The sequence below is a fragment of the Novosphingobium mississippiense genome (genome assembly GCF_044029535.1).
Classification (GTDB): Bacteria; Pseudomonadota; Alphaproteobacteria; order Sphingomonadales; family Sphingomonadaceae; genus Novosphingobium.
This window is the reverse complement of record NZ_CP147001.1, coordinates 1,724,285-1,740,074: the sequence shown is the minus strand read 5'-3', so window position 1 is coordinate 1,740,074 and position 15,790 is coordinate 1,724,285. Positions and strand designations below refer to the sequence as shown.

Annotated in this window: 17 protein-coding genes and 2 riboswitches; of the genes, 14 read left to right on the top strand and 3 right to left on the bottom strand. The window is 65.0% G+C overall.

Annotated elements, in window-relative coordinates; genetic code table 11:
• Position 1: 1 nt before the first annotated feature.
• Positions 2-526, bottom strand: a complete 525-nt coding sequence (locus WBP06_RS08195; protein ID WP_395333659.1) for a GNAT family N-acetyltransferase — start codon at positions 524-526, stop codon at positions 2-4.
• 58 nt (positions 527-584) lie between these two features.
• Positions 585-1,775, bottom strand: a complete 1,191-nt coding sequence (locus tag WBP06_RS08190; protein ID WP_395333657.1) for a PQQ-dependent sugar dehydrogenase — start codon at positions 1,773-1,775, stop codon at positions 585-587.
• Positions 1,776-1,779: 4 nt separating this feature from the next.
• On the opposite strand from WBP06_RS08190, the gene WBP06_RS08185 reads away from it, so the two are divergent.
• The 5 genes from WBP06_RS08185 to WBP06_RS08165 all read left to right on the top strand — a co-directional run bounded on the left by WBP06_RS08185 (position 1,780) and on the right by WBP06_RS08165 (position 6,680).
• Entirely contained in the window at positions 1,780-2,385 is a 606-nt protein-coding gene (locus WBP06_RS08185; RefSeq protein ID WP_395334090.1) for a ribonuclease HII, read from the top strand.
• Positions 2,382-3,287, top strand: a complete 906-nt coding sequence (locus WBP06_RS08180) for an oxidoreductase (protein ID WP_395333655.1) — start codon at positions 2,382-2,384, stop codon at positions 3,285-3,287. The genes WBP06_RS08185 and WBP06_RS08180 overlap by 4 nt, the downstream gene beginning before the upstream one ends.
• A 284-nt stretch (positions 3,288-3,571) precedes the next feature.
• The gene (locus WBP06_RS08175; RefSeq protein WP_395333653.1) at positions 3,572-4,705 is read left to right on the top strand and encodes a site-specific DNA-methyltransferase; all 1,134 of its coding nucleotides are present in this window, start codon (positions 3,572-3,574) and stop codon (positions 4,703-4,705) included.
• 300 nt (positions 4,706-5,005) lie between these two features.
• Positions 5,006-6,118, top strand: coding sequence for a dihydropteroate synthase (gene folP / locus WBP06_RS08170; RefSeq protein ID WP_395333651.1), 1,113 nt, complete (start codon positions 5,006-5,008; stop codon positions 6,116-6,118).
• A gap of 208 nt (positions 6,119-6,326) precedes the next feature.
• Positions 6,327-6,680 (top strand): hypothetical protein, encoded by a 354-nt coding sequence (locus tag WBP06_RS08165; RefSeq protein ID WP_395333649.1) that lies wholly within the window; start codon positions 6,327-6,329, stop codon positions 6,678-6,680.
• A 74-nt stretch (positions 6,681-6,754) separates the two neighbouring features.
• Here WBP06_RS08165 and WBP06_RS08160 read toward each other — a convergent pair whose 3' ends face one another.
• Entirely contained in the window at positions 6,755-8,179 is a 1,425-nt protein-coding gene (locus tag WBP06_RS08160) for a sigma-54-dependent transcriptional regulator (protein WP_395333647.1), read from the bottom strand.
• Positions 8,180-8,455: 276 nt separating this feature from the next.
• Here WBP06_RS08160 and WBP06_RS08155 point away from each other — a divergent pair, with 276 nt between their 5' ends.
• The 9 genes from WBP06_RS08155 to gcvT all read left to right on the top strand — a co-directional run bounded on the left by WBP06_RS08155 (position 8,456) and on the right by gcvT (position 15,787).
• The gene (locus WBP06_RS08155; RefSeq protein ID WP_395333644.1) at positions 8,456-8,581 is read left to right on the top strand and encodes an aa3-type cytochrome c oxidase subunit IV; all 126 of its coding nucleotides are present in this window, start codon (positions 8,456-8,458) and stop codon (positions 8,579-8,581) included.
• A 7-nt stretch (positions 8,582-8,588) separates the two neighbouring features.
• Positions 8,589-9,722, top strand: a complete 1,134-nt coding sequence (locus tag WBP06_RS08150; RefSeq protein ID WP_395333642.1) for an NAD(P) transhydrogenase subunit alpha — start codon at positions 8,589-8,591, stop codon at positions 9,720-9,722.
• A gap of 2 nt (positions 9,723-9,724) precedes the next feature.
• The gene (locus WBP06_RS08145) at positions 9,725-10,189 is read left to right on the top strand and encodes an endonuclease domain-containing protein (protein WP_395333640.1); all 465 of its coding nucleotides are present in this window, start codon (positions 9,725-9,727) and stop codon (positions 10,187-10,189) included.
• A gap of 4 nt (positions 10,190-10,193) precedes the next feature.
• Positions 10,194-10,508 carry an NAD(P) transhydrogenase subunit alpha gene (locus tag WBP06_RS08140; RefSeq protein ID WP_395333638.1) on the top strand — a complete coding sequence of 105 codons (315 nt, stop codon included), beginning with the start codon at positions 10,194-10,196 and terminating at the stop codon, positions 10,506-10,508.
• Entirely contained in the window at positions 10,508-11,923 is a 1,416-nt protein-coding gene (locus WBP06_RS08135) for an NAD(P)(+) transhydrogenase (Re/Si-specific) subunit beta (protein WP_395333636.1), read from the top strand. Before WBP06_RS08140 ends, WBP06_RS08135 begins: the two co-directional genes overlap by 1 nt.
• Before the next feature lie 102 nt (positions 11,924-12,025).
• A complete protein-coding gene (locus WBP06_RS08130) occupies positions 12,026-12,340 on the top strand; it encodes a hypothetical protein (RefSeq protein WP_395333634.1) in 315 nt (104 codons plus the stop codon).
• 98 nt (positions 12,341-12,438) lie between these two features.
• Positions 12,439-13,599, top strand: coding sequence for a deoxyguanosinetriphosphate triphosphohydrolase (locus WBP06_RS08125; protein WP_395333632.1), 1,161 nt, complete (start codon positions 12,439-12,441; stop codon positions 13,597-13,599).
• A complete protein-coding gene (locus WBP06_RS08120) occupies positions 13,592-14,272 on the top strand; it encodes an NAD(P)H-binding protein (protein ID WP_395333630.1) in 681 nt (226 codons plus the stop codon). The genes WBP06_RS08125 and WBP06_RS08120 overlap by 8 nt, the downstream gene beginning before the upstream one ends.
• A 95-nt stretch (positions 14,273-14,367) precedes the next feature.
• Positions 14,368-14,471, top strand: a riboswitch (glycine riboswitch).
• Between the two features lies 1 nt (position 14,472).
• Positions 14,473-14,595: riboswitch (glycine riboswitch) on the top strand.
• Positions 14,596-14,683: 88 nt separating this feature from the next.
• Positions 14,684-15,787, top strand: coding sequence for a glycine cleavage system aminomethyltransferase GcvT (gcvT, locus tag WBP06_RS08115; RefSeq protein ID WP_395334088.1), 1,104 nt, complete (start codon positions 14,684-14,686; stop codon positions 15,785-15,787).
• The last annotated feature ends 3 nt before the right edge of the window (positions 15,788-15,790 follow it).

Genomic DNA, 15,790 nt, shown 5'->3' with positions numbered 1-15,790 from the left:
ATCACAGCCAAGGCCCCAGCATGCCCTCGCGCGGGAGGACGGCGGGATTCTCGCTGCGCACCAGCAGGCGATGCTGCGCAAACGGGCCGGGCAGGCTCCAGCCGGAAGTGGCCTCGCTGGTGAAGCTCCAGCGGGCGTAATAGTCCGGATCGCCGATCAGCACTTGCGGCAGCGGCGCGCGGGCGTCGATCCCGGCAAGGCTGGCCGAGACCAGCGCCTTTCCAAAACCCTGGCCCTGCAATTCGGGCAGCACGGCCACCGGGCCGACCATGATCAGCGGATGCGCGCGGCCGTCCGGATCGGTGAGCGCCACCGGCCAGCACTGGATCGAACCGACCAGCATCTCGTCACTGTCGAGCGCGGCGAAGGACAGGCCGGGCAGCCAATCGGTCCCCTCACGCACCTTGTAGGCGGTGCGCTTGTGTCGTTCCGGCTCGAACGCACGGTCGAGCAGCGCTTCGACGAGCGCGGGATCGACATTGTCGAGCGGGATCAGAGTGGCGGTGTCGGGGACGGTTTCGGACATGGCGCGCGCCGATAGGATTGGCGCGCGCCTTTGTCGATTCAATTCGGCTAATGTCGGATTAGCCGTTCGGCGTCAGATGCAGCAAGTGGCCGGAATCGGGCGCGGGGCCATCCTCCAGCAGCCAGATCGACCCGTCGAGGCCCTGCTGGATCTCACGAATGCGATTGTCGAGCGGGTAACGCGCTTCCTCCACCGCCTTCTCGCCGTCGATCCGCACGCGGACGAGGCCGGGCACGCTGAACGAGGCGATCAGGAACTGGCCGTTCCACTGCGGGAACTGCTGGCCGGTGTAGAAGATGAAGTCGCCCGGAGCGATCACCGGGTTCCAGCTGATCGCCGGGGCGGCAAGGTCCGGCCGCGTCTTGTGGCGCGGGATCGGCGTGCCGTCATAATTGTCGCCATCCGAAACCAGCGGCCAGCCGTAGTTCTGGCCCGGCTTCACCAGATTGATCTCGTCCCCGCCGGCAGGGCCATGCTCCAGATCCCAGAGCCGCCCCTTGTCGTCGAACACCAGGCCAAGGACATTGCGGTGGCCGTAAGACCAGATCTGGTTCGTGGGCGCCGGCTTGTCCGCATAAGGATTGCCCGGCGCTGGCGTGCCGTCCGGCAGCAGGCGCACGATCTTGCCAAGGTTGGTGCCCAGATCCTGCGCGGGCGTGAACTTCTGCCGCTCACCCGAACTGACGAACAGGTACTTGCCATCGGGCGAGAACACCAGACGATGCGAATAGTGGCCTTCTCCGGTCACCTTGGGCACCTGCCGCCAGATTACGTTGAGCCCCTGGAGCGAGCAGCTTGCGGGTTGCGGGCAGGACAGGGTGCCCTTGCCCACCGCCGCGCCGCGCGTGTCGCCATCGCCTGCCTCGGCCCAGCTCAGGTAAACCACGCGGCCGTCGAGCGTCTTGCCGGTCTGGCCCGATTGGACTTGAGGGGGTGCGAAGATCACGTCGCCAAGCCCGCCTTGACCGCCATAGGCGACAGTCGGCGCGCCGCTCACTTCGCCCATCGTGCCATTGGCCAGGCGCAGGCGGATCTTGCCTTTTTTCTCGGTGACGATCATCGCCCCGGTGGCCTTGTCGATATCCATCGCCCAAGGCTCGTCGAACGAGGCGACTTGCGAGACCTTGAATGGCGTTCCGCCGGTGGCCGCAGCCTTATCCCCGGAGGCTGCCGATCCGCAGCTTGCGAGTGCGATAGCGACGGGCGATACCGCCACAAGGAAAAGTCTGGAGGCTAGCTTTTTGGTCACGTCGATTTCATCCCCTGTTGGCCGCCTCGTTATCGGAGTGGACGAGGCGGGGCGTGGCCCTCTGGCGGGTCCGGTTGTGGCGGGCGCGGTCGTGCTGTGCAAGCCCCGGCCGTCGGGACTCGATGATTCCAAAAAGCTTTCCGGCAAGCGCCGGGCCGAACTGGAAACGACGATAAAGCGCCGCTGCCGCTGGGCGGTGGGCGTGGTGGACGTGGAAGAGATCGACCGGATCAACATTTTCGGTGCGACCATGCTGGCGATGACCCGCGCCGTTGCCGCGCTGTGCGATCAGCTGGGCGAAGATCCGCACGAAGTCCTGATCGACGGCAACATGACGCCGCACGGCCGCACGGCGGAATGGCGTTGGAACGCCCGCGCCATCGTCGGTGGCGACGCGGTGGAGCCGTGCATTTCCGCCGCCTCGATCATTGCCAAGGAACATCGCGACCGGCTGATGCGCGATCTGGCGCTGGTCCACCCGAATTATGGCTGGGAACGCAATGCCGGCTACGGCACTGCCCAGCATCTTGAGGCACTGCGCCTGCATGGCCCCACCGTTCACCACCGCCGCAGTTTCGCGCCGGTCGCCCAGTTGGAGATGGCACTTTGAAGGGATTTACTGCTGCGGACGTGACCGGGCAGGCCGGCAAGTGCTTCCTCGTCACCGGCGCCAACACCGGGCTGGGTTATGAAACGACGAAAGTGCTGGCCGCAGGTGGCGCGCGCGTGCTGCTGGCCTGTCGCAGCGAGGAGAAGGCGCGGCAGGCGATGGAGAACATCCGCCTGGAAGTGTCGGGCGCGAACCTTTCGTTCGTGCCGCTCGATCAGGCGGACCTTGCCAGCGTGCGCGAATGCGCCGCCATCGTCGCGCGCGATGAGCCCCGGCTGGATGTGCTGGTGAACAACGCGGGCGTCATGATGCCGCCGCTTCAGCGCACGGTGCAGGGGCACGAACTGCAGTTCGGCGTGAACCATCTGGGCACGTTCGCGCTGACCGGGCTGCTGCTGGGCAAGCTGGCGCAAGTGCAGGGTGGGCGCGTGGTAATCACGGCCAGCCTTGCCCACCGGCGCGGCAATATCGACTGGAACGATCTGGACGCGCATCGCAGCTACAACCGCTCCCAGCGCTATGGCGACAGCAAGCTGATGAACCTGCTGCACATGTTCGAACTGGATCGGCGCCTGCGTGCGGCGGGCTCGCCGGTAACGGCGGTGGCCTGCCATCCGGGCGTTGCCTCCACCGAGCTGGGCCGGCACTGGCTGGCCTTTCGGGCCATGTTCCCGCTGGTCGGCTGGATGCTCAACAGCGCGGCGCAGGGCGCGTGGCCCACGCTGCAGGCGGCGACCGACGCAGTGGAGCCCGGCCAGTACTATGGCCCGCAGAAGATGGGCGAGGTTTCCGGACCGTCAGGCGTGGCAAAGCGCAAGCCGACCGCGATCGATCCCGATGCCGCGCGCAGGCTGTGGGACGTGAGTGTCCAGATGACCGGCGTGGACTACGGGCCGATTTGAATCATGGCAGCCCGGTCAGCGTTCGGGGTCATTCAAACACACAACTGTGCATTTCGCACAGGACTCGTGTTGATAAAAAAATTTGGCTGACTCTGGCGAGTCGCCAACCCCAAGATGTTGAGTCCCGCGAATCCCTCCTGACTCGATATCTTGTGTTGGATTCGTTTTGTTCCATACTGCTGAACACGTGAATCACAAGGGAATCCGGCGAGTCGCGGCTTGACGGTGAATCGTGAAAGACTCATTGGGGAGTCAATCCACAGTTCAAATTCCCCGGAGCAAACATGGGCCAGCTACTCGTCAAGCAGAAGATCCGCGCTCGCGCACCCGCGCCGACGCCGAAGGAACTGCTGCCCCTCGGCCAGATCATCCCGGGCGACTGCATCGAAGCGATGCGCACTATTCCCGACGCCAGCGTCGACATGGTCTTCGCGGATCCGCCGTACAACCTTCAGCTTGGCGGCGACCTTTCGCGTCCGGACGGCAGCCACGTGGATGCCGTGACCAACGATTGGGACAAGTTCTCCAGCTTCGCCGCCTACGACCAGTTCACGCGTGACTGGCTGACCGAAGCGCGCCGCGTGCTCAAGCCCGAGGGTTCGCTGTGGGTGATCGGTTCGTACCACAACATCTTCCGCCTTGGCGCGATCATGCAGGACATGGGGTTCTGGATCCTGAACGACATCGTGTGGCGCAAGGCCAATCCGATGCCGAACTTCAAGGGCACCCGCTTCACCAACGCGCATGAGACGCTGATCTGGGCGTCGATGGGTGAAAAGTCGAAGTACACCTTCAACTATCGCGCGATGAAGACGCTGAACGACGAACTGCAGATGCGTTCGGACTGGGTTCTGCCGATCTGCAACGGTGCGGAACGTCTGAAGAAGGGCGGCCGCAAGGTTCATCCGACGCAGAAGCCTGAATCGCTGCTCTATCGCGTGATGCTGGCCACCACCAATGAGGGCGACGTCGTGCTCGACCCGTTCTTCGGCACCGGCACCACCGGCGCCGTCGCCAAGCGCCTCGGCCGCGAGTGGATCGGCTGCGAGCGTGAGGGCGACTATCGCGACGCCGCACTGGAACGCATCGAAATGGCGCTGCCGCTGGACGAAAGCGCGCTGAAGACCATGCAGTCGAAGCGCACCGCGCCCAAGGTGGCGTTCGGCACCCTGATCGAAACCGGCTGGATCGCGCCGGGCACCGTGCTTTCGGACAAGAAGAACCGCTTCCGCGCCGTGGTGCGCGCCGATGGTTCGCTGGTGGCCGACAAGGCCACGGGTTCGATCCACGGGCTGGGCAAGGAACTGCAGGAAGCGCCGTCGTGCAACGGCTGGACGTTCTGGCACCTGGAGCACGAAGGCAAGGTCAAGCCGATCGACGCGATCCGCCAGCTCTACATTCTCGCTACCGAGCCCTGATCGGGCTCGGTGAGGGAGCGGGCGGGACCGCGTCCCCACCCCGCCCCCATCCCGCCCTCGTCATCCTGAACTTGTTTCAGGATCCATCCCTCAGCCTGTGCCGAGGGATGAGACAGTAGACCGAGATATCGGCTTGCGACCACAACCCTTTGGCCTTCGCTGCCCGATGGATCCTGAAACGAGTTCAGGATGACGGGTGAGGGGAAGGCGCTGAAGCTGAAGCTGAAGTTTAGCCAGAGGTGATGGGCAGGACCTCGAAACCTGTTCTGCGTGGCCCGCGCAATCGCTAAGGGCCCGCTCATGACTCGCAAGATCTACCTCCAGCCCATCGCCTTCGCCCAAAGCCCGCAGAGCGAGGAGGGCGAGGCCGTCCGCCTTGCTGGATCGCTGGTCTGGGCCAGTCGATTTGCCCTGATCGTGCGCGAGAATGGCAAGGTAATCTCTCGCGAGCGGCTGGGCGCGCAGGACGTGCCTGCCGCGCTGGCGGCGCTTCCGGCCGATCTGGCGGACGTCGCGCAGAGGCAGTGGGCCAATTTCAAGAAGATTCACCCGCCGCTTCAATGTGGCGAACGCACCATCCGCCTTGAACAGCCGCAAGTCGCGGGCATTCTCAACATGACGCCGGACAGCTTCTCCGACGGCGGCTCGTTCCTCGACAAGCCGGACACTGCCTTCTCGCATGCCGCCGCCATGCTGGAAGCGGGGGCGGCGATGATCGACGTGGGCGGCGAATCCACCCGACCCGGCGCCGGTGCGGTGTGGGAAGGGGACGAGATCAAGCGCGTGGTGCCGATGGTCCAGCAGCTTGTGGCGATGGGCGCGGCGATCAGCGTCGACACGCGTCGCCCGGCCGTGATGGAAGCGACACTGGCGGCGGGCGCGCACATTATCAACGACGTTTCGGCCCTGCGCTACGACCCGCGCAGCCTTGAACTCGCAGCGGCTTCCGGCGCGCCGGTGGTGCTGATGCACGCGCCGGGCAAGGCGGACGACCTTCATTCCAACGGCGATTACGCCGATGTCGTGCTGGACGTCTACGACTGGCTGGAACAGCGCCGGGACGAATGCCTGGCAGCAGGTGTGCGGCCTGAGAACATCCTGCTCGATCCCGGCGTGGGCTTCGGCAAGACGGTGGCGGAGAACCTGGCGCTGATGAACGGCCTGGCCTTGTTCCACGCGCTGGGCCACCCGCTCTACGTGGGCGCCAGCCGCAAGCGGATGATCGGCGCGCTTTCCAACGAAGCGGCGGCGCATGACCGGCTGGGCGGATCGCTGATGCTGGCGATCAAGGCCATGGACGCCGGCGCGCACATCCTGCGCGTGCACGACGTGCGCGAAACGGTGCAGGCGGTCCACGTCTGGCGCGGCCTGCGGGATGCGGCGCTGACGGATTTCGCACAACTGCCGCGCTGATCGCCAGCGACAAAACTGGCTGGCCGATGAACCGCTCCTTGCGCCCGGATGAACCGGCGTGCGGGTTGTGTTTACGCGTAAACGCATGATCCAAAACCATTTCGGATCGTCCGCTACATGACCCGGTTCGTCTCTTGGCATGACGAAAAATGCGGGTGGGTTCGTTTCTCCCTCGAACCCACCACACGAAAGCGAAGGGAGAAGTCCCATGAAGAAGACGTTTTTCCGCAGCGCCCTCGTTGCGATGGCCCTTGTTCCGGCCGGTGCCGCGATTGCGGTCCCGACGATGTACGAGAAGGAAGTGGCGCGCGGTGAGGAAGCCCGCATCATCCAGAGCCCGATCGGCGGCGTGCAGAACAGCAAGTGGTACGATTACCGCATCAACGTGAACGAGACCCGCAAGGAACTCGCCAGCGATCTGCGCCACGCCACCGATATCGAGGACCTGCGCGACGCCTACAGCGAATACGCCAGCGAACTGTTCCAGGAGCGCGGCAAGTACGTGAAGTATATGGCCAAGCGCGGCTACCGCGTGCCGCAGGTCTATCTGGAAAGCCTGTAACCCCATTTCCCCTTGGGGGCAGCCCCGCAAGGGGCGGCGACCTCGGAGCCACGGCTCCGGGGTCGTCTATTATGTCAGGCCGCGTTGTCGATGCCGAGTTCGGTCAGCTTGCGATAGAGCGTGGAGCGCCCGATCCCCAGCCGCCGCGCCACTTCGGTCATGCGGCCGCGGTAGAGGCCGATGGCAAGGCGGATCACGTCCGCCTCGATCTCTTCCAGCGGGCGCAGATGGCCGTCGGGCGTGTAGAGCATCACGCCGGAACTCTCCTGCCGCGGATTGCCCGCCACCGTGGCGGGGCCGGAGCCGAGGATGGAGAGAAGCTGCGGAAAATCGTCCGAAGTCAGCGCGTCGCCATCGCAGAACACCGCCGCGCGGAACAGCACCGCCTGCAATTGCCGCACGTTGCCGGGCCAGTCGTAAGCCGCCAGCAGCGACAGTGCGCCATCGGTGATGCCCAGTTCGCGCAGTCCCGGCTGCTCGCCGATGCGGGCCAGGAAGAAGCGGGTGAGGGCGGGAATATCGCCCGACCGTTCGCGCAAGGGCGGCAGTTCCACCTTGGTGGGTGCCAGCGCCTCCAGCAGTTCGGGCAGGAATTCGCCGGCATCGACAAGGTCCTGCAGCGGCATGTTGCTGGCGGCGATGATGCGCAAGTCGATGCGGAACGAATGGCGCGCGCCTACGGGGCGAACGTCGCTTTTGCGGATCGATTCGAGCAGACGTTCCTGCACGCTCATCGGCAGGCGGTCGATCTCGTCCAGCGCCAGGGTGGCGCCGTCGCAGTGCTGCAACGCGCCGATCTGCCGTTCGAACGCACCGGGAAAGGCGCCTTTCTCATGCCCGAACAGGTTGGATTCGATGGAGTTGGCGGCCAGTCCGCCGATATTGACCAGCCGCAGCGGATTGCGCGCGCGTGGGCTGGCGGCGTGGACGGCGCGGATCAACACTTCCTTGCCGGTTCCGCTTTCGCCTTCCACCAGCAGGTGCCCATGCCCGCGCGCGGCCTTGGCGGCGACGGCCAGCGCCTTGCGGAAATTGGGAGAGGCCCCGATCATCGATTCGAAGTCGGGGTTGGAGGGCATCTTTTCGGTCAGCGGCGCCAGTTCGTCACGCGGAGCCTCCCGCGTGGTGGCGGACCGCAGGGCGTGCATCAGCCGGTCCGGCGCGATGGGCTTGACCAGATAGTCGGTCGCCCCCGCGCGCATCGCCTCCACCGCCAACAGGGGTGAGGTATTGGCGGTAAGCATCAGGATCGGCAGCGCCGGGCGGCGCGATTTCAACTCGGCAATCAGCGCGCAGGCATCTTCGCCGGGCACCCACTGGTCCAGGATGATCGCGGAAAGCTGCATGCCCTGCCGCGTGCCGAGCGTGGCGATCGCCGTCTCCGGATCACGCGCGATCAACGTTCGCCACCCTTCGCGCGCTGCCAGTGCCGAAATCAGGCGGCTTTGCGCAGGTTCGTCGTCGATCAGCATGAGGAGGCGCTGTTCTGGTTCCGCCATTGTCACGCCTGCTACATCGCCTCCTGCTCTTGACCTAAGCTGCTTAGGGCAAACCAGTAAAGACGAAATTAAGCGTCCGCCCCGTGGAACCGATCCGCTTCATAGCCCCAGCAGACATGCTTCGATCGCCTGAACGATCCGAAATCGCCTGAAACAAGTGACAGGGGCGATAGCTTGCCACTTGAGCGACCTGCCTTGCCCGGTTAGACCAAGCGAAAGAATTCAAGGCGATCGTATCATGCGATCGCGCAAGAACAACCACAGGGGATACGATCGATGGCTTCCGGCACCGACATCAAGGTTGCGACCGAAACCTACAACAGCTTCATCAAGGCCGCGACCTGGGGCACGGGTGCCATCGTGGTGATCGTGGCGATCGTCGTCGGCATCATCGCGCGCTGATCCGCCAGTGGCGGGCGCAACGCGCTTCGCCGTCCTGAAAGAACGGGCGGCGGGTGAAACGCGGGTCTCGGCCACGCCGGAGACCGTCAGGAAACTCATCGCGCTTGGCGCCACCGTTGCCGTGGAAAGCGGCGCGGGGCTGGCTGCCAGCATTTCCGATGCGGACTATGCTGCTGTCGGTGCCGAAGTCGGCCCGGTGGGGCAGGTTACGGCGGGGGCGGATATCGTTTTCGGCGTGCAAGGGCCGGATGCGGCGTTGCTTTCGGCCGTGAAGCCGGGGGCATGGGTGGTCGCCGGGCTGGATCCTTTCGGCAGCCGTCCGCGTGTAGACGCTTACGCGGCTGCGGGGCTGGAAGCGTTGGCGATGGAATTCATGCCGCGCATCACCCGCGCGCAGTCGATGGATATCCTGTCCTCCCAATCGAACCTTTCCGGCTACAAGGCGGTGCTGGTTGCCGCCAACCTCTATGGCCGCGCCTTTCCTATGATGATGACGGCGGCCGGCACGGTAACGGCGGCCAAGTGCTTCGTCATGGGCGTGGGCGTCGCCGGATTGCAGGCCATCGCCACCGCCCGCCGCCTTGGTGCGCAAGTTTCGGCGACGGACGTGCGCTCCGCCACGAAGGAGCAGATCCTCTCGCTGGGGGCGAAGCCGATCTTCGTCGAAAGCGTTGCGGGGATCGAGGGTGAGGGTTCGGGCGGCTACGCCACCGAAATGAGCGAGGAATACCAGAAGGCGCAGGCCGAGCTGGTGTCCGGCCACCTTGCCAAGCAGGACATCGTGGTGACCACCGCGCTGATCCCCGGCCGCGCCGCGCCGCGCCTGATCACCGACGCGCAGATCGCGACGATGAAGCCGGGCAGCGTGATCTTTGACCTGGCGGTGGCGCAGGGCGGCAATGTTGAGGGTTCGGAAGCGGATCAGGTAGTGGTGCGGCACGGCGTGAAGATCGTCGGCTATTCCAACACGCCCGCGCACCTTCCGGCCGATGCGTCGGCGCTGTTCGCGCGGAACCTGTTCAACTTCGTCTCGGCCTTCTGGGACAAGGAGCAGGGCAGGCCTGTGCTTGACGAGGAAATCGGCAATGCCATCCGCCTGACGCAAGGCGGCAAGGTGGTAAACGAGAGGCTGCTGGGGTGAGTATGGCGAGGCCCTGTCCTCCCCGGAACGGGGAGGGGGACCCCGCGCAGCGCGGTGGAGGGGATTCGCGGTTTACACCACGCGCCGCGGTGAGCCGGGCCCGCGATTTACGCCGGGCAATGACAAAGCCTGAAGTTGCGCTGTGGCAAGAGCTGCGCCAACGACGGGGTGGTTTCAAGTTCCGACGTCAGCATCCGATCGGGCCATATATCGTGGACTTCTGCTGCCTGAATGCAAGGCTAGTGGTCGAAGTTGACGGCAGCGCCCATGACATGGGCGAAAATCCCGCGCGCGATGTGGAGCGCGATCGATTCATCAAGGAAAACGGGTTCAGGGTCTTGAGGGTATCGGCTTCGCGCGTGCTGGCGGATGCGGTCGGCACTGCCGAAGCGATCGTCGCGCGGGCGGCCAATCCCCTCCACCGTCCTGCGGACGGTCCCCCTCCCCGTGCCGGGGAGGACAAGTAAGGGCATGGATTTCGTTTCGATCCTCTCGATCTTCGTACTGGCCTGTTTCGTGGGCTACTACGTCGTCTGGTCGGTAACCCCGGCCTTGCACACGCCGCTGATGGCGGTGACCAACGCGATCTCCTCGGTGATCGTCGTCGGTGCGCTGGTGGCGAGTGCGGCTTCGGGCTCGCCGCTGGCCAAGTGGCTGGGGCTGGGCGCGGTCGTATTGGCCAGCATCAACATCTTCGGCGGCTTTGCCGTCACCGCGCGCATGCTGGCGATGTACAAGAAGAAGGATAAACCTGCCTCTGGCCTCGCCTCCAGGGAGGTGAAGTGATGGAGGCGCACGCCGTGAACCCCTGGGTGGCGGTTGCCTACCTGATTGCCGGTATCTGCTTCATCCTCGCGCTGCGCGGGCTTTCCTCGCCCGCGACCAGCCGCAGGGGCAATCGCTATGGCATGGTCGGCATGGCTATCGCCGTGGTGACGACGCTGCTGACGCATGAGATCGCCAGCCTGCCGGAAATCGTCGTGGCCATCGCCATCGGTGGCGGCATCGGTTTCGTGATCGCTCGCAAGATCCAGATGACCGCGATGCCGCAGCTTGTCGCCGCGTTTCACTCGCTGGTCGGGCTTGCAGCGGTGCTGGTGGGCGTGGCCGCCTATTACAACCCAGCAGCCTTCGGCATTCTGGACGCGGGCGGGCTGGACATTCTGAAAGGCAGCCGCATCGAGATGGGGCTGGGCGTCGCCATCGGTGCCATCACCTTCTCCGGTTCGGTCATCGCGTTCGCCAAGCTCAACGGCAACATGAGCGGCGCGCCGATCCTGCTGCCGGCGCGGCATGTGATCAATCTGGGTGCGCTGGTGGCCATCGTCGTGCTGGTCAGCCTGTTCCACTGGAACACGCCGCACTTGTTCTGGGGCATCGTGGCGCTGAGCTTCGCCATCGGTTTCCTGCTGATCATCCCGATCGGCGGCGCGGACATGCCGGTGGTCGTCTCCATGCTCAATTCCTATTCGGGCTGGGCGGCGGCGGCGATGGGCTTCACGCTGCACAACACGGCGATGATCATCACCGGCGCGCTGGTGGGCTCATCCGGTGCGATCCTCAGCTACATCATGTGCAAGGCGATGAACCGCAGCTTCATCTCGGTGATCGCCGGTGGCTTCGGGGCGGACAACGGCGGCGGATCCGGCGGCGAGGCCAAGGAGCAGCGCCCGTGGAAGCGCGGATCTGCAGAGGATGCGGCGTTCCTGATGCAGGAGGCGGAGAATGTCATCATCATCCCCGGCTACGGCATGGCGGTGGCGCAGGCCCAGCACGTGCTGCGCGAGATGGCGGACCTGCTGAAGAAGCACGGCGTCAACGTGAAGTACGCGATCCACCCGGTGGCAGGTCGTATGCCCGGCCACATGAACGTGCTGCTGGCCGAAGCCAACGTTCCCTATGACGAAGTCTTCGAGCTGGAGGACATCAACGGCGAGTTCGCGCAGTGCGACGTGGCCTTCATCATCGGCGCGAACGACGTGGTGAACCCCGCCGCACGCACCGACAAGTCGTCGCCGATCTACGGCATGCCGGTGTTCGACGTGGAGAAGGCCAAGACGATCTTCTTCGTGAAGCGATCGATGGGCGGCGTGGGCTATGCCGGCGTCGACAACGACGTGTTCTACATGGACCAGACGATGATGCTGCTGGCCGATGCCAAGAAGATGGTCGAGGACATCAACAAGGCGCTGGCGGATTGAAGCCATTTGTTTGAAAGCGCCCTGAAGGGCATTTGGAGGAGGGGGGAGGCGCCGCAAATCCGGCTATGGCCGGATTTCCAAACGATCGCTAAGCCGCGGCACATGCGTATTCTCAAGCGAATCCTGTTGCTCGTCGGTCTGGTCGTGGTGCTGGTGGTGGGCGCCCATTTCTATGCGGCCTGGCGCCTGCACTCCGCCTTGGTGGAAAACGGCATGTCCAACCGTGTTGCCACCTGCATGACCAAGCGGATGATGAAGCGGCTCAGCCTGATCCAGATCGTGAAGCTGCAAAAGCTGGAGGGTGAAAAGCCCACGCTGGGCGCCTGGATCCGCGCCGTGAAGTCGGTGGACGATCGGGAAGTGATCCTTGTCACCACCACCTCCGCCGCATTGTGCAAGACGGGCCTAGCCCATTGAATCTGCCGCAATGATGCTGCTGCGAGTCTGGTGTTTCCTCCGGCAGTGAAAATGCTCTAGGGGGCGGCAAGAAATTCCTACTTCGGGATAGACCAAGCTTGACCCTCGCCCCTTATGCATCCGATCCGGCCCGCACGCGCGGGCGTGAATATCCGGTCGAGGACGGCGGCACGCGCGGTCCGCGCAGCGCGTACCAGCGCGATCGCGATCGCATCGTCCACTCCATCGCTTTCCGCCGCCTGCGCTACAAGACGCAGGTCTTCATCGCGCCCGATGGCGATCACTATCGCGTACGGCTGACGCACAGCCTGGAAGTGGCGCAAGTCGCCCGCGTGATCGCGCGGCTGCTGCGGCTGGATGAGGATCTGACCGAGGCGCTGGCCCTGGCCCATGATATCGGCCATCCGCCGTTCGGCCATGCGGGGGAAGAGGCGTTGGACGCCGCGCTGCACAAGGCGGGCGGGTTCGACCACAACGCCAATTGCCTGCGCACGCTGATGCGGATCGAAAGCCCCTATTGCGAGCATGACGGGCTGAACCTGACGTGGGAGACGCTGGAGGGGCTGGCCAAGCACAACGGGCCGGTTTCCAACCCGAACTGGGCGCTGGGCGAACTCGATGCGGCCTACAACCTCGAACTCGGCTCCTACGCCTCGCTGGAGGCGCAAGTGGCTGCGCTGTCGGACGATATCGCCTACGACAACCACGATATCGACGATGGCCTGCGCGCCGGCTTCCTTGATCTGGACGAACTGCTGGCGCACCCCTTCGTGACCGACCGCTGGCGCGAGGTGGAGCGGCGCTTCCCCGGCGTCGCGCGCAGCCGCCAGCTGGCCGAACTGATCCGCAGCCAGATCGGTTTCATGGTCAACGACCTGCTGGCGCAGACCAAGGCCAACCTGATCGGCATCGAAAGCGTGCATGATGTGCGCACCGCCGGCCGCCAGCTCGTCACCTTCTCGCCCGAAGTGGAGGAGGGCGAGCGTGCCTTCAAGCGCTTCATGTACGAGAAGCTCTATTACCACCCCGAGCAGCTGGAAACCGCGCGTCGCGCGCGGGCGCTGCTGGCCGAACTCTACGCCGCCTATTCGCAGGAGCCGGTGCTGATGGAGGAAAGCTGGATCGACGGCCTGCCGCGCCATGAGCCGGAGCGCAGCCGCCACATCGCCGACTATATCGCCGGCATGACCGACCGCTACGCCATCGCCTGCCACGCGCAGATCTACGGATCGACGCCGGAAGGGCTGCGCAATGTCTGAGGCGCGCCGGCTCTGCCTTGTCGGGGCAAGCGGTCTGGTCGGGCAGGCGGTGATCGCCGGCAGCATCGGCCGCAGCGACGTGCGCGTGATCGGCGTGGCCCGGCGCGAGGTGCCGCTGCCCGAAGGCGCACAACTGGAAGTGCTGGTGGGCGAGACGGCCGATTGGCCCACGCTGATCGCCGCGGCGCAGGCGCAAGTGCTGGTCTGTGCACTGGGCACCACGCGCAAGGCGGCCGGCAGTGACGAGGCGTTTCGCGCCGTGGACTACGATCTTGTGCTGGAAACGGCCAAAGCCGCGCGCGCGGCGGGGATCGAGCATGTCATCCTCGTCTCCTCGGTCGGCGCCGACCGGGCCAGCCGCAACCTCTATCTGCACACCAAGGGCGATATCGAGGATGCCGTCTACAAGCTGGGCTTCCGCCGGCTGGACATCCTGCGCCCGGGCCTGCTGCGCGGCCATCGTGAGGAGAGCCGCCCGCTGGAAAGCCTGGCGCAAGTGCTCAATCCGGTGGCGGATGCGATCGTGCTGCACGGCCGCTTTTCGAAGTACCGCTCGATCTCCGTCCGCCGCCTTGCCGAAGTGATCTTCGCTTTGAGCGCGGAGAAGACGCGCGGGCGCTTCATTCACGAGAACGATGCGATGATGCGGATACTGCGCCGGGCAGGGGACTGAAGGGCGACCGATCCCTCCGCCCGTGGAAATAGTGCCGCACCGCAGCGCAACTGGCGTTGACTCAAACGCAAGCCTCAACCAAGGGTCAAGCCATCGCTGACAGCGCGGGAGAGACCTGCCGATTCGCACATGCGGAAAGGTGGGCGCCGAAGGAGCAACCGCCCCGGAATCTCTCAGGCAAAAGGACCGCGCCCAGTCGATAGCGAGACTCTGGAAAGTGTCTCATTCCCATCGGGATTGAGGCCGCCGACGGTGTAACTTTGGCCTGCCTGTCATGGGCTTGTCGAGGGAAGCTCTCAGGTTTCCGTGACAGAGGGGGCACCTGGAATGGTGTGCCGAACTGTGCGGAGTCATGTCTTGAGCGAATACCCGATTTCCGATTCCGATCAGGAACCCGAAGAGCTGGCCCCGATGCTGCTGCCGCTGGATGGCTGGCACCGCGATCATGGCGGCCGCATGGTCGAATTCGCCGGTTACATGATGCCCGTCCAATATGAGGGCATCATGGCCGAGCACCTCTGGACGCGCGAGAACGCCGGCCTGTTCGACGTCAGCCACATGGGCCAGCTGCTGGTCACTGGCGAGGAAGACGCGCAGACCGATGTCGAGCCCGCGCTGGAAGCCGCGCTGCCGATCGACCTCTCCACGCTGAAGCTGGGCGCGGTGCGCTATTCGTTGCTGCTGGACGAGAACGGCGGCATTCTGGACGACCTGATGGTCGCGCGCTGGCCGGGCGGCTTCTATCTGGTCGTCAACGGCGCCACCAAGTGGGACGATATCGGCACGCTGCGCGAATATCTGCCGGATGACATCACGCTGAACCACCTCGACGATCGTGCGCTGCTGGCGCTGCAGGGCCCCAAGGCCTTCGCTGCGCTGGAACGCGTGGCCGAGGGTGAATACCCGCTTTCGGCGCTGACCTTCATGAAGGGCGGCCGTTTCACGCTGGGCGGGGTCGATGCCTGGATCAGCCGCTCGGGCTACACCGGTGAAGACGGCTTCGAAATCTCGATCCCCGGCGAAGCCGCGGCCGATGTGGCCGACCTGCTGCTGGCCCAGCCCGAAGTGAAGCCGATCGGCCTTGGTGCGCGCGATTCGCTGCGTCTTGAAGCCGGCCTGCCGCTCTATGGCCACGATATGGACCCCGAGCGCGGCCCGGTCGAAGCCGGCCTCGCTTTCGGCATCAACAAGCGCCGCCGCCTGGAAGGCGGCTTCCCCGGTGCAGTGCGCGTCCAGCGCGATTTCGCCGAGGGCACCGCACAGAAGCGCATCGGGCTGAAGCTCGAAGGCCGTCAGGCCGCGCGCGAAGGCGCCAAGGTTTTCCATGGCGAACAGGAAGTGGGCGTGGTGACGTCGGGCGGTTTCTCGCCCTCGCTCCAGCATCCCATCGCCATGGCTTATGTCGACGCGGCGCTTGCTGCGGACGGCACGGCCCTTTCCATCGAAATGCGGGGCAAAAAGCTCGACGCCACAGTCGCAGCCATGCCCTTCGTCCCCAACCGCTATCACCGCTGAGGA